General features: G+C 63.7%; 14 protein-coding genes. 9 read left to right on the top strand and 5 right to left on the bottom strand.

Features of this window, described 5'->3' with window-relative positions; all coding sequences use genetic code 11:
- Nucleotides 1-169 precede the first annotated feature (169 nt).
- Both OE747_RS24655 and OE747_RS06350 read left to right on the top strand, forming a co-directional pair.
- Nucleotides 170-709 carry an REP-associated tyrosine transposase gene (locus tag OE747_RS24655; protein WP_404818298.1) on the top strand — a complete coding sequence of 180 codons (540 nt, stop codon included), beginning with the start codon at nucleotides 170-172 and terminating at the stop codon, nucleotides 707-709.
- Nucleotides 601-837, top strand: a complete 237-nt coding sequence (locus tag OE747_RS06350) for a hypothetical protein (RefSeq protein WP_263827762.1) — start codon at nucleotides 601-603, stop codon at nucleotides 835-837. The genes OE747_RS24655 and OE747_RS06350 overlap by 109 nt, the downstream gene beginning before the upstream one ends.
- 131 nt (nucleotides 838-968) lie before the next feature.
- On the opposite strand, the gene ettA is transcribed toward OE747_RS06350, so the two are convergent.
- Nucleotides 969-2624 (bottom strand): energy-dependent translational throttle protein EttA, encoded by a 1656-nt coding sequence (gene ettA, locus OE747_RS06345; protein WP_263827761.1) that lies wholly within the window; start codon nucleotides 2622-2624, stop codon nucleotides 969-971.
- A 371-nt stretch (nucleotides 2625-2995) separates the two neighbouring features.
- Between ettA and OE747_RS06340 the strand changes: the two genes are divergently transcribed.
- The 3 genes from OE747_RS06340 (at nucleotide 2996) to OE747_RS06330 (ending at nucleotide 5171) form a co-directional block, all read left to right on the top strand.
- Nucleotides 2996-3868 (top strand): hypothetical protein, encoded by an 873-nt coding sequence (locus OE747_RS06340; protein WP_263827760.1) that lies wholly within the window; start codon nucleotides 2996-2998, stop codon nucleotides 3866-3868.
- A 157-nt stretch (nucleotides 3869-4025) separates the two neighbouring features.
- Nucleotides 4026-4496, top strand: a complete 471-nt coding sequence (locus OE747_RS06335) for an MOSC domain-containing protein (RefSeq protein ID WP_263827759.1) — start codon at nucleotides 4026-4028, stop codon at nucleotides 4494-4496.
- 33 nt (nucleotides 4497-4529) lie between these two features.
- A complete protein-coding gene (locus OE747_RS06330) occupies nucleotides 4530-5171 on the top strand; it encodes a nicotinate-nucleotide adenylyltransferase (RefSeq protein ID WP_263827758.1) in 642 nt (213 codons plus the stop codon).
- On the opposite strand, the gene OE747_RS06325 is transcribed toward OE747_RS06330, so the two are convergent.
- A complete protein-coding gene (locus tag OE747_RS06325) occupies nucleotides 5124-5951 on the bottom strand; it encodes a DMT family transporter (RefSeq protein ID WP_263827757.1) in 828 nt (275 codons plus the stop codon). The genes OE747_RS06330 and OE747_RS06325 overlap by 48 nt on opposite strands.
- 85 nt (nucleotides 5952-6036) lie before the next feature.
- On the opposite strand from OE747_RS06325, the gene dacB reads away from it, so the two are divergent.
- Nucleotides 6037-7527 (top strand): D-alanyl-D-alanine carboxypeptidase/D-alanyl-D-alanine endopeptidase, encoded by a 1491-nt coding sequence (dacB, locus tag OE747_RS06320; RefSeq protein WP_263827756.1) that lies wholly within the window; start codon nucleotides 6037-6039, stop codon nucleotides 7525-7527.
- 8 nt (nucleotides 7528-7535) lie between these two features.
- On the opposite strand, the gene OE747_RS06315 is transcribed toward dacB, so the two are convergent.
- Entirely contained in the window at nucleotides 7536-7958 is a 423-nt protein-coding gene (locus tag OE747_RS06315; protein WP_263386926.1) for a tellurite resistance TerB family protein, read from the bottom strand.
- A gap of 91 nt (nucleotides 7959-8049) precedes the next feature.
- Nucleotides 8050-8508 carry a cupin domain-containing protein gene (locus OE747_RS06310; protein WP_263386927.1) on the bottom strand — a complete coding sequence of 153 codons (459 nt, stop codon included), beginning with the start codon at nucleotides 8506-8508 and terminating at the stop codon, nucleotides 8050-8052.
- Between the two features lie 95 nt (nucleotides 8509-8603).
- On the opposite strand from OE747_RS06310, the gene OE747_RS06305 reads away from it, so the two are divergent.
- The 3 genes from OE747_RS06305 (at nucleotide 8604) to OE747_RS06295 (ending at nucleotide 11557) form a co-directional block, all read left to right on the top strand.
- Nucleotides 8604-9485: a LysR family transcriptional regulator gene (locus tag OE747_RS06305; protein WP_263827755.1), complete on the top strand. Its 882-nt coding sequence runs from the start codon at nucleotides 8604-8606 to the stop codon at nucleotides 9483-9485.
- A gap of 101 nt (nucleotides 9486-9586) precedes the next feature.
- Nucleotides 9587-11161 (top strand): lysine--tRNA ligase, encoded by a 1575-nt coding sequence (locus tag OE747_RS06300; protein ID WP_263827754.1) that lies wholly within the window; start codon nucleotides 9587-9589, stop codon nucleotides 11159-11161.
- 93 nt (nucleotides 11162-11254) lie between these two features.
- On the top strand, nucleotides 11255-11557 hold the full coding sequence (locus OE747_RS06295) for a DUF4389 domain-containing protein (protein WP_263827753.1): 303 nt from the start codon (nucleotides 11255-11257) through the stop codon (nucleotides 11555-11557).
- Between the two features lie 42 nt (nucleotides 11558-11599).
- Here the strand turns inward: OE747_RS06295 and OE747_RS06290 are convergent, their stop codons facing one another.
- Nucleotides 11600-12058: a DsrE family protein gene (locus tag OE747_RS06290; RefSeq protein ID WP_263827752.1), complete on the bottom strand. Its 459-nt coding sequence runs from the start codon at nucleotides 12056-12058 to the stop codon at nucleotides 11600-11602.
- Between the last annotated feature and the right edge of the window lie 9 nt (nucleotides 12059-12067).

Below are 12067 nucleotides of genomic sequence, written 5' to 3'. Positions count from 1 at the left end.
TCTCCGTTGATGCAATACATTAACGCGAAATGTGTTCATATTGTGTTAATCCCGTAATTTTCCGTCGACCGCTCCTGTTTGTCTTCGGCGCGAATTGACCGTTTTGTACAGGCTCCAGAGGGCGGATTGACCGTTTTGTACCGGGCTGTCGCGCGGCCGTGGGAGAGCGATGCGACAGGGCCGCGTTGATCATCCGTTAACCAGGTTGCGCTATGGCTTGGCGATGGCGTGCTACATCAGACCTCAGCGGCCTGGCGCAACAATCTTCTTCACGGTGGCGCTGAGCAGATGCGGCGGTGACCTGCTGGTGGATCAGGTGCAGCTGTTGCGCGATGCGGTCAGCCAGACACGGCGCGCGCGGCCGTTCGGAATCGACGCCTGGGTGGTTCTGCCGGATCACCTGCATGCGATCTGGACCTTGCCGGAAGGGGATGCCGACTTCTCGACACGCTGGGGCGCGATCAAGGCGCGGTTCTCCAGGCGGTGCGGTCACAGGAGATCGGCGCGGTGGGTTCAAAACCCACCCTACAGGGGTCGCGTAGGGTGGGTTTTCAACCCACCGACGTGGCAGGTATGCGATGCGCGCGCAGTGGCAGCAAAGTGGCGAAGGGTGACGCCGGGATATGGCAGCGCCGGTTCTGGGAGCATCATATCCGGGATACCGCCGATTACGAAGCGCATATGCGTTATTGCTGGCTCAATCCGGTGAAACATGGGTTGGCGGAACGGCCAGTTGACTGGCCGTACTCGTCGATCCACCGGGACATTAGGGAAGGGCGGATCGAGGCGGATTGGTCGGGTGTCATACCCGAGGGACGATTTGGGGAGTTTGCGTAGGGTGGGTTTCAAACCCACCCTACGTTTTTCCGCCCTGCGTGGTGCGGATGGAGGTGGTGGGCAATATTGCCCACCCTACGCAGTCTTGCGAAATGTGACCGCCGTAGCCGCCCGATCAATCTCGCCGTGAGTTACCGGACGAACTTCTTGTACTTCAACCGCTTGGGTTCCAGCGCGTCCGGTCCTAGGCGGCGTTTCTTGTCCTCTTCGTAGTCCTCGAAGTTGCCTTCGAACCATTCCACATGGGCGTCGCCCTCGAAGGCGAGGATATGGGTGCAGATGCGATCGAGGAAGAAGCGGTCGTGGCTGATGACCACAGCGCAACCTGCGAACTGGGTCAGGGCGTCTTCCAAAGCGCGCAGGGTTTCAACGTCGAGGTCGTTGGTCGGTTCGTCCAGCAAGAGGACGTTGCCGCCCTCTTTCAGAAGCCGCGCCATGTGTACCCGGTTGCGTTCCCCGCCCGACAGCAGCGAGACCTTTTTCTGCTGGTCGCCGCCCTTGAAGTTGAAGGACGAGCAATAGGCGCGGCTGTTGACCTGGGCGTCGCCCAGCTGGATCAGTTCGGCGCCGCCGGTGATCGCCTCCCAAACGGTATCGCCATCCTTCAGATCATCGCGCGACTGGTCGACATAGGAGAGCTTGACCGTATCGCCGATCTCGATGCTGCCGGCGTCGGGTTGCTCTTGCCCGGTGATCATCTTGAACAGCGTCGATTTACCGGCGCCGTTGGGGCCGATGACGCCGACAATGCCGCCGGGGGGCAGCGAGAAGTCGAGCCCCTCGATCAGCTGCTTGTCGCCCATGTGTTTCGACAGGCCGTTGACCTCGATCACCTTCGATCCCAGGCGCGGGCCGTTGGGGATGACGATCTGGGCGCGGGCGATCTTTTCCCGCTCGGACTGGCCGGCCATTTCGTTATAGGCCTGGATACGGGCCTTGGACTTGGCCTGACGCGCCTTTTGCCCCTGCCGCATCCATTCGAGTTCGCGTTCCAGCGTCTTCTGCTTGGCCTTGTCCTCGCGCGCTTCCTGTTCCAGGCGCTTGGCCTTCTGCTCCAGCCAGGCGGAATAGTTGCCCTCGTAGGGGATGCCGCGGCCACGGTCGAGTTCCAGGATCCAGCCGGTGATGTCATCCAGGAAATAGCGGTCGTGGGTGACGATCAGGATGGTGCCCTTGTAGTCGATCAGGTGCTGTTGCAGCCAGGCGATGGTTTCGGCGTCGAGGTGGTTGGTCGGTTCGTCGAGGAGCAGCATGTCGGGCGCTTCGAGCAGCAGCTTGCAGAGCGCGACCCGGCGTTTCTCACCACCAGAGAGATTGGCGATATCGGCATCGTCCGGGGGGCAGCGCAGCGCCTCCATCGAAACGTCGATCTGGCTGTCGAGATCCCAGAGGTTCTCGGCGTCGATCCGGTCTTGCAATTGCGCCATCTCGTCGGCGGTCTCGTCGCTGTAGTTCATCGCCAACTCGTTGTAGCGATCGAGGATGTCCTTCTTGGCCTTGACGCCCAGCATGACGTTCTCGCGCACGGTCAGGTTCGGGTCGAGCTGCGGCTCCTGCGGCAGATAGCCGACCTTGGCGCCTTCGGCGGCCCAGGCCTCGCCGGTGAAATCCTTGTCGAGGCCGGCCATGATCTTCATCAGGGTCGATTTACCGGCGCCGTTGACGCCGACCACGCCGATCTTGACCCCCGGCAGGAAGTTCAGGTGAATGTTCTCGAAGCATTTCTTGCCACCGGGGTAGGTCTTGGAGACACCCTGCATGTGGTAGACATATTGATAGGCGGCCATCGGTCGACTCCGGTTGGTAATTCTGTTTGCAGGCCCTGTTACAGAAACATCGGTCGCGGGACAATGCGCCAGCGTCTGCGTGCTGGTTGAAGGGGCCAAATCGGGGCGAAATCGAATCACTCGGTCGCCTGATGCTGCCAGGAGGTCACTTTGGGGGCGCAATCCCGCGTAGCTGTTTGGTGGCAAAGCGCAGCCTGAAGTGAATGTGGATAAACCAAAGGGCGAGTCATTTTCCCGAGATTCCCCATAATATTCACATTTTGATATATATCATATTCAAAACATGCATAAATGGTAATGTGTCACCTGTTAGGGCTTTGGCTTCACCAGATTGGGATGCCAAAGGACATACTGAGTGGGGCAAATATTAAATGACTTGTGACTCTGTGAAATGGACTTTGACCTCTGGCGATGTGACCGTCGAGGTGATCGCGACCGATGACGGTTTTGGCAATATCACGTTCACCTACGAGCTGGTGAGCGGGATTGCCGACCTGAACGGGTTCTTCATCGACATCGGAAATAACGGCGGGGATATCTCGAAGCTGTCCGGTGGCAACAACATGAAAGGCAGCGATAGCGACGGCGACAGGCTGGACGGGTTCGACATCGCCGAAGAGATCGGCACCGTCGGCGGCAATGACGCGGACACGACCTCGGGGACGCTGACCTTTACGATGGCCGAACTGGGCATTTCCAGTCTGGCGGAACTGGCCAATGCCGAGATTGGCATTCGCGCCACCAGCGTGGGCGAAGACCGCGAAGACAGCCTGAAACTGGCCAACACCGGCACCTATTGCCCGGTCGAGCCGCCCAGCGATGACTTCCCGGAATGGGGGCAGGACATCTCGCATGTCGTGTTCGTGTTCAACCAGACCGTGGGCGACACCAGTGGCGATGGCTATTACACGATCAAGGTGGACTACACCGACGAATTCGTTGCGGCCCAGGGCAATGACCTGGACGATTATATCGACGACTTCCTGTTCGCACTGATCAATGACGACACCAATGTTCCGTTCCTGGAACCGGATGCGGACCTGATGGGCGTGGTGATCAAGGGCGGGTTGCAAACGACCGAGTATTACGCCTATGGCGACTACAATACCAACGGGACCGCACCCGATCCGCTGCCTGACGGTATCGGCTTTGCGCTGCCGGGTGACAAGGGAACGGTGGATCCGGTCAACGAGATCGACCTTCATATCTCGGTCGATGACAGCGGCGATTTCATCTTTGCCTGATACCTTATGCTACGGTTTCGGCCGCTGCATCTGGGCCCCGACCGGAAACGGTCGGGGCCTTTTCCTTGGTAGTGCCGTGGTTGTGATTTGCGCGGGATGGTTCCGCTTGTTTGATGCAAGCCGTACGTGACCTGGGCCATCGCAGCGGAGAAGAGTGATGACGGAGCTGAAAACGCTGATCGCGGGCTGGGCGCAGCCGGGGCGGGTCGGCTGGATCGGGCTGCGGCCCGAGCGGCGCGCGGCGCTGGTCGCGGTTGACGCGGTTCCTGTCGGGCTTGATGGTCTGGCGGGCGATCACGGGCGGCCCGGCAAGCGGGCGGTGACGCTGGTGCAAGGCGAGCATCTGGGTGCCATCGGGTCGTATCTGGGGCGCGGGGCGGTCTCTCCGTTCGATCTGCGGCGCAATATCGTGGTCGAGGGGATCAACCTGGCGGCGCTCAAGGATCGGCCTTTGCGGGTGGGCGGTGCGGTTCTGCGCTTGACGGTGGTCTGTGCGCCCTGTTCCCGGATGGAGGAGACATTTGGCCCCGGTGGCTATTCGGCGGTGCGCGGGCATGGCGGCTGGTGCGCCGAGGTGCTGGAACCGGGCCTGATCAGGCTGGGCGATGCGGTGCGGCCTGCCGATTGACAAGGCGGGACGCAAGCGCCAAGCAAGACGGCCATGAGACAAGGGTTTCCATATGCGCGGCCCGGCCAGGTGATTGGGCTGTTTGGCGGGTCGTTCGATCCGCCGCACGCGGGCCATGTACATGTGACGCGCGAGGCGCTGAAGATGTTCGGGCTGGACCGGGTCTGGTGGCTGGTGACGCCGGGCAACCCGCTCAAGGCGCGGGGACCGGCGCCGCTGGTGCGGCGGATAGAGGCGGCACGGGCGGTGATGCGGCATCCGCGCGTCGATGTGACCGATATCGAGACCCATCTGGGCACGCGGGCCACGGCGGACACGATCGCGGCGCTGCGGCGGCTTTATCCCCGGGTGCGGTTCGTCTGGTTGATGGGGGCCGACAACCTGGCGCAGCTTCACCGCTGGCAGGATTGGCGGCGGATCATGGAGACGGTGCCGGTGGGCGTGGTGGCCCGGCCGGGGGACCGGATCTCGGCCCGGATGTCACCAGCGGCGCGGGCCTATGCGCCCTATCGCATCGACGGAGAGGCACGGCATCTGCTGGGCCGGTCGCAGGCGCCCGCCTGGTGTTTCGTCAATGTGCCGATGGTCGATGTCAGCTCGACCCGGATCCGGGCGGCGGGGGGCTGGTCAGCGGCGCAGGAGCGCCGAGACGAGACCGGCGCCCAGCACCAGTGACAGGCCCGCCCAGGTCCAGAGATCGGGCAGGTCGCCGAACACCGCCCAGCCAAGACCGGCGGCGGCGATGAGCTGAAAATAGACCAGTGGGGCCAGCCGGGTCGCGGGCGCGCGGGCATAGGCCACCAGCAACAGCAGGTTACCCAGCATCGAGCCCATGGCGCTGGCCAGGGTCAGCCCGGCGGTCTCTATGTCGAGCGCGGGCAGGTTGGCGAGACCGAAGGGTGTCAGCACCAGCCCGGCGATGGCCAGTTGCGTAAAGCTGAGCGCCAGCGGCGTGCCGAGGTGGCTGAGCCAGCGCGAGGCGGTCAGGAAGGCACCGTAGAAACAGCCCGCAAGCAGCGCCAGCAGCAGGCCGAGCGAACCGCCAAGCCCGGGCCGGACCACCAGCAGCACGCCGCAGAACCCCAGCAGCATCAGGGCCGAGCGGGTCCATGTCACCGGTTCACGCAGCCAGAGCGCGGATAGCGCATAGCTGAGGATCGGGCCGACGAAAAAGGCGGCAAAGACATTGGCGAGCGGTTCTGTCTTGAGCGCCGATTGGATCGAAAGGATGCCGCCTGCCAGCAACAGCGCGCGCAGCCAGACGCGCCAGTCGCGAAGCAGCGCAAGCGCCGGGGCGCGGACGAAGGGGAGGATCGCCAGCAGTCCCAACGCAAAGCGGGACCAGGCGACAAAGACGGGCGAGACGCCATGCTGACCGGTCAGGAGCTTGCCCGCCATGTCCCCGGCGGGAATCAGCGACATGGCAAGGAACATGATCAGAACGGCGCGACCCATGTTGCCCGGTAACATGCCGGAAACCGGACGAAAAGCCCGCAAAGGATCACTTGTGCGTCTGTCTGCGCTGCGCTTTTATGGGCGCATGGTTGATTGTGTTTCCAGACGTGTATTCCTGGCGGGCCTCGGCGCGGCGCTGAGCCCGGTTGCCGGGCTTGCCGCGCCGCCCGCCACCTCGCTGCGCCCGCCCCTGCGCCCGTTCGACGCCAGCGGTGTGACCCGGCCCGAGGCGGTTCTTGCGCGGGCGGGCCTGTCGGGCGAGATCGGCTTTGCCGTGGTCAATGCGCAGACCGGCGAAGAGCTGGAAGCCGTGCAGGGCGCGACCGGCCTGCCGCCCGCGAGCGTGGCCAAGGCGCTGACCGCGCTCTATGCGCTGGAGGCGCTGGGGCCCTCGCACCGGTTCCGCACCCGGGTGCTGGCAGATGGGCCGGTGGAAAACGGGGTGCTGAAGGGCGACCTGATCCTGGCGGGGGGCGGGGATCCGGTTCTGGATACCGATGCGCTGGCCAGCCTGGCGCGGGCGATGAAGGCCGCGGGCCTGCGCGAGGTGCGCGGCGGGTTCAAGGTGTACGACGGGGCCTTGCCCGAGGTGTTCAGCATCGACCCCGAGCAGCCCGATCACGTGGGATACAGCCCGGCGGTGTCCGGCATCGCGCTGAATTTCAACCGGGTGCATTTCGAGTGGAAGCGGGCGGGCAAGGGCTGGTCCGTCGCCATGGACGCGCGCAGTGACAAGATCAGACCGGTTGTGGCCATGGCCGAGATGAAGGTCGTGAACCGGGCGCTGCCGATCTATACCTATGAGCAGCATCAGCGCATCGACAGTTGGACGGTCGCAAGCAAGGCGCTGGGCCAGGATGGGTCGCGCTGGTTGCCGGTGCGCAAGCCCGCGCTTTATGCCGGGGATGTGTTCCAGACGCTGGCGCGGTCGAACGGTGTGGTTCTGGGCAAGGTCGAGGTGATCCGCAGCCTGCCCGCAAGCGCGCGGATGCTGGCGCATCACGATAGCGAACCGCTGAGCGAGATCCTGCGCGACATGCTCAAGTTCTCGACCAACCTGACCGCCGAGATGGTCGGGCTGGCGGCAACGATCGCGCGCGGCGGACAGCCGCGCACGCTGAAGGAGTCGGGGCAGGCGATGAGCGCCTGGGCCACCGAGCGCTATGGCATGGCGGGCACCAGCCTGGTGGACCATTCCGGGTTGGGCGAGGCGTCACGCATGACGCCGCGCGGTCTGGCGGCGGCGCTGGTGCAGGCGGGCAAGGCGGGTGCCTTGCCGGGGCTGCTCAAGGATATCCCTATGCGCGATGCCAAGGGGCGGGTGATCCGGGATCATCCGATCCGGGTGGTCGCCAAGACCGGCACGCTGAATTTTGTCTCGGGGCTGGGTGGGTTTATGACGGCGGCGGATGGCACCGTGCTGGCCTTTGCCTTTTTCAGTGCCGATTTCGACCGGCGGGCGCGTATCCGTCCCGAGGACCGCGAACGCCCCGAGGGCGCGCGCGGCTGGAATGTGAGGTCAAAGAAGCTGCAACAGGAGCTGATCGAGCGCTGGGGCGCGATCTACGGCAGTTGAGGCGCGGATCAGACCACGTGGCGGGCGCGCGCGCCGCGTTCGATCGCGGCGGCGTGCAGGCGGTCGAGGTTCAGCTCGTACCGGATCTCTTCCAGCAGGCGCAGCTCGGTTTCTGCCAGTTGACCGTCGGCGGCGGCCACGTCACAGGCCAGCGCATAGGCGGTTTCGAACAGCCGCTCGGGCAAGTTGTCGCGGATGAGGCCAAAGAGCGCGTCAAGCCCGTCTTCCTGTTCGAAGAGGTCGAATACCACCTGGCTGACCTGTTTCATCCGGTCGATGTCGTAATCGGCGAAGACCGGCAGCATGTTCACGGCCGACTGGATCTTGACCAGTTCGGCGGTGCGGATGTTCTCGTCCGAGGCGGAGACGGCCATCATGATCGCGACAAGGCAATCCTGGGGCGTCATCGGATGGGGGAGTTGGTCGCTCATGGTGGTGTCCTGCCTGCATATGTGCTGCGGTGCAGGATAGGGGGCGCGCGCCTCAGGTTCAACCGCTAGCGCACGGCCCGGTTTGCGGCAATCAGGCGCTGGCGGTAAAGCGGTATTCGATGCTTTCAAACCCGGCGGAGGCGAAGCCATAGGCGAAGCGCAGGCCCTCGGGGCCGGCGACGGTGCCATGTTCGGCATCACCGGGGATGTAAAGCGCGATGCCGGGCGCGATGTGATGCGGCACGCCGTCGATGGTGACGGTGCCCGAGCCCTGGACACCCAGATAGAATTCCGCCGGGGTATGGCGGTGCGGCAGCAGGCGGTCACCGGGGCCGAACTCGGCCAGGCCCAGCACCAGATCGCGGGGCGCCTCGGGGGTGCCGTTGATCAGCGTGCGCCAGCGCACCTCGCCATAGGTCGGGTCGGTACCTCCGGAGAGCGGCACATGGGCGGCATCGACCGCCAACGGGGCGTGCGGCAGGTTGCTGGCCTGGTGCAGCGGCGTTGCGGTGCCGATTTCGGCGGCGAAGCTGTCGAGAAGGTCGGTCATGGCGGGCTCCTTGTTCTGGGGCAGCAATACAGTGGCTTGCCGGGCGCGGGCAATCGCGTAAAGATGCGCATGATTATACGCTGAGGTTATGATAGATGGAGCGGCTTCCTGGCTTTTCCGGGCTGACGGCATTCTACGCGGCGGCACGCCATGGTACACTGACGGAGGCGGCGGCCGAGTTGAACGTGTCGCAGCCCGCGGTGTCGCGGCGGATCGCGGCGCTGGAGGCGGATTTGGGGTGCGCCCTGTTCGACCGCAGTCACAAACCGGTGAGAATGACGCAGCATGGCAAGGACTTGCTGCGGGCCTTGCGCGGCGGGTTCGGGCAGATCGAAACCGCTGTGGCGCAAATCCGGCAGGCGGCGCGGGGCAAGGTGGTGACGATCACCGCGCCCTCGGGGCTGGTGGCGTTCTGGCTGATCCCCCGGCTGGGAGAACTGGAGGACACTTTTGCCGAGGTGACGATTCGCATCATAAGTCAGGAGTATGGTGAGCCGCAGCGCCCCGGCGATATCTCGATCCGGTTCGGGCTGGCGGAGGATGCCGGAGAGGTCCGGCTGCTGGGCGATGGCGTGTTCCCGGCGGCAAGCCCGCTCTATCTGGATCGGCGGGGGATGAGCGGCGATGCCTATGATTTTGCCTGCATGACCCTGTTGACAATGGAGGCGGCGCGCAGCCAGTGGCACGACTGGCCAAGCTGGTTCCGCTCGGTCGGGGCAGAGATGCCGGCGGGGGCGCGGGTGCTGGATTTCAACTCTTACGCGATGCTGATCAATGCGGCGCTGGCCGGGCAGGGGGTGTGCCTGTGCTGGGACGGGGTGCTGAACAGTTTCCTGGACACCGGCGCGCTGGTGCGGCTGGAGGGGCCAGAGGCGGTGTCGGCGCGCGGTTATTTCATGGCGGCGCGCGACGGGCTGGCGGCGGACCCGCAGGTGCGGGGAATCCTGGACTGGATCGCCGAAAATGCCCGGAAATAGGGCAGAAAAGGCACCGGTTTATTGACTCATGCTGCACTGGCACAATAGGACAGCCGGACAGGGCGCATGGGGCGCCCGGATACCCCCCGATGGAGACCGACATGTCCAACTCGCGTGAACTCGCCCTTGCGTCCAAGGCCTGGCCCTTTGAAGAGGCGCGGCGGGTGCTCAAACGCTATGAGAAGGCGCCGCCGGAGAAGGGGTATGTGTTGTTCGAGACCGGCTATGGTCCCTCGGGCCTGCCGCATATCGGGACATTCGGCGAGGTGGCGCGCACCACGATGATCCGCCGCGCTTTCGAGGAGATCAGCGATATTCCGACCCGGCTGATCTGTTTCTCGGACGATCTGGACGGCATGCGCAAGGTGCCGGGCAACGTACCCAACCAGGAGATGTTGCGCGAGCATCTGCAAAAGCCGCTGACCTCGGTGCCCGATCCGTTCGGCACCCATGAGAGCTTTGGCCATCATAACAATGCGATGCTGCGCCGCTTCCTCGATACATTCGGGTTCGAGTACGAGTTCTATTCGGCGACCGAGTTCTACAAGTCGGGTCAGTTCGACGAGATCCTGCTGCGTGCGGCGGAACGCTATGACGACATCATGAAGATCATGCTGAAGTCGCTGCGCGAAGAACGGCAGCAGACCTATTCGATTTTCCTGCCGATCCACCCCGAGACGGGGCGGGTACTGTACGTGCCTATGAAAGAGGTGAACGCCAAGGATGGCACCATCACCTTTGACGACGAGGACGGGCGCGAATGGACGCTGCCGGTGACGGGCGGCAACGTGAAGCTGCAATGGAAGCCCGATTTCGGCGCGCGCTGGGCGGCGCTGGGCGTCGATTTCGAGATGTACGGCAAGGATCACTCGACCAATACGCCGATCTATGACGGGATCTGCCGGGTGCTGGGCGTGCCCGCGCCCGAGCATTTCACCTATGAGCTGTTCCTGGACGAGAACGGGCAGAAGATTTCAAAATCGAGTGGCAACGGGGTGAGCATCGACGAATGGCTGACCTATGCCAGCTCGGAAAGCCTTGCCTATTTCATGTATCAGAAGCCGAAGACCGCCAAGCGGATGTATTTCGACGTGATCCCCAAGGCGGTGGACGAGTATCACCAGCAGTTGCGCGCCTATCCGACCCAGGATCTGGCGGCGCAGCTGAACAACCCGGTCTGGCACATCCATGGCGGCGATGTGCCGGTTTCGACCCTGATCGTGCCGTTCGGGATGCTGCTGAACCTGGCCAGCGTGTCGGGGGCCGAGGACAAGGAGGCGCTGTGGGGCTTCATCCGCCGCTATGCGCCCGAGGCCAGCGCCGAGAGCCATCCCGATCTGGATCAGGCGGCCGGGTTCGCGGTGCGCTACTTCAACGATTTCGTCAAGCCGACGCGGGTCTACCGGGCGCCGACCGAGGCCGAGCGCGAGGCACTGGTGGAGTTGCGCGCGCAACTGGCCGCCTATGACGGACCGGTTGAGGACGAGGCGCTGCAATCCATCGTCTATGCGGTGGGCCGCGACCGGTTCGACCCGCTGCGCGCCTGGTTCGGCGCGCTTTACGAGGTGTTGTTGGGCGCATCGCAGGGGCCGCGTTTTGGCGGGTTCATCGCGCTTTACGGCATCCCCGAGACCATCGCGCTGATCGACAAGGCGCTGGCGGGCGAGCTGGCCTGAGGCGGTTTGCAGTGAACAGGGCGGCGCCCGCTGGCGGGCGCCGTTTTCTGTGTTAGGCTCCGCAGCATCACAGTCGCGGAGGACAGCATGCCAATGTCGGACGAAGACAAATTCGAAGGTCGCGTGCACGGCGAACAGCACGAGCCGGAACAGCGCGACAGCCTGTGGTGGAGGCTGCTGCACATGATCCTGATCGCGATCATGATCAATCTGGCGCAGACCATCCTGGCAGTGGTCACGGTGGTGCAATTCATCATCATGGCCGTCAGCAAGAGCCAGCCGAATGCACGGCTTGCCGATTTCGGCACCGACCTGGGCATCTGGATCGCCAAGGCGGCGCGGTTCCAGACCGCGGCCAGCGAGGTCAAACCCTGGCCCTGGACCGATCTGGACTGAAACCGGATCGACCGGCGGATTTCGACCGCCGGCCGTTTCAAATCAGGGCTTGATGTAGGTGTAGCCCATCTGCTGAAGACGTGAGAGTTCGGCCACGCCCGAGGGCACGATGTCTTCCTCCCATACGTCGTAGAGATCGTTCTGGTAGCTGATCTTGCGACCGACCAGCGTATTGTTGCAGACTTGGAAGCCGACATTCTGACCCTTGAGGGACGCAACGATGGTTTGAACGTCGGTGTCGGTCTTGGCGCTCATCAGGAGACCGAGACCGTTTCCATGCATCACGACCTTGACGTCGATATTCTCGGCGCCGACGGCGTTGATGTGGTTCTGGATGTTGCGCATCGCACCCTTGTAGGCCTTGGACCCTTCCCCGCCTGGGTAGTTAATGTGATAGACAACTTTCTGTTTGCCGTACCGTTCCGTGTCCTGCGCCATAGTGGCTGTGGCTGCGAGGGCCGCAAAAATGACGGCACAAACGAAGTGCTTGATGATCTGCATGTTATCCTC

Source organism: Ruegeria aquimaris, from assembly GCF_025751555.1.
Taxonomy (GTDB): Bacteria; Pseudomonadota; Alphaproteobacteria; order Rhodobacterales; family Rhodobacteraceae; genus Ruegeria_B; species Ruegeria_B aquimaris.
The sequence above is the reverse complement of the archived record's forward strand: the minus strand, read 5'-3'. Positions and strand labels throughout refer to the sequence as shown.

Excerpts from the sequence above, each read along its gene's own strand:
- OE747_RS24655 (WP_404818298.1), top strand. The coding sequence starts at position 170 with ATGCGACAGGGCCGCGTTGATCATCCGTTAACCAGGTTGCGCTATGGC.
- ettA (WP_263827761.1), bottom strand. The coding sequence starts at position 2,624 with ATGGCCGCCTATCAATATGTCTACCACATGCAGGGTGTCTCCAAGACC.
- OE747_RS06340 (WP_263827760.1), top strand. The coding sequence starts at position 2,996 with ATGACTTGTGACTCTGTGAAATGGACTTTGACCTCTGGCGATGTGACC.
- OE747_RS06335 (WP_263827759.1), top strand. The coding sequence starts at position 4,026 with ATGACGGAGCTGAAAACGCTGATCGCGGGCTGGGCGCAGCCGGGGCGG.
- OE747_RS06330 (WP_263827758.1), top strand. The coding sequence starts at position 4,530 with ATGAGACAAGGGTTTCCATATGCGCGGCCCGGCCAGGTGATTGGGCTG.
- OE747_RS06325 (WP_263827757.1), bottom strand. The coding sequence starts at position 5,951 with ATGGGTCGCGCCGTTCTGATCATGTTCCTTGCCATGTCGCTGATTCCC.
- dacB (WP_263827756.1), top strand. The coding sequence starts at position 6,037 with ATGGTTGATTGTGTTTCCAGACGTGTATTCCTGGCGGGCCTCGGCGCG.
- OE747_RS06315 (WP_263386926.1), bottom strand. The coding sequence starts at position 7,958 with ATGAGCGACCAACTCCCCCATCCGATGACGCCCCAGGATTGCCTTGTC.
- OE747_RS06310 (WP_263386927.1), bottom strand. The coding sequence starts at position 8,508 with ATGACCGACCTTCTCGACAGCTTCGCCGCCGAAATCGGCACCGCAACG.
- OE747_RS06305 (WP_263827755.1), top strand. The coding sequence starts at position 8,604 with ATGGAGCGGCTTCCTGGCTTTTCCGGGCTGACGGCATTCTACGCGGCG.
- OE747_RS06300 (WP_263827754.1), top strand. The coding sequence starts at position 9,587 with ATGTCCAACTCGCGTGAACTCGCCCTTGCGTCCAAGGCCTGGCCCTTT.
- OE747_RS06295 (WP_263827753.1), top strand. The coding sequence starts at position 11,255 with ATGTCGGACGAAGACAAATTCGAAGGTCGCGTGCACGGCGAACAGCAC.
- OE747_RS06290 (WP_263827752.1), bottom strand. The coding sequence starts at position 12,058 with ATGCAGATCATCAAGCACTTCGTTTGTGCCGTCATTTTTGCGGCCCTC.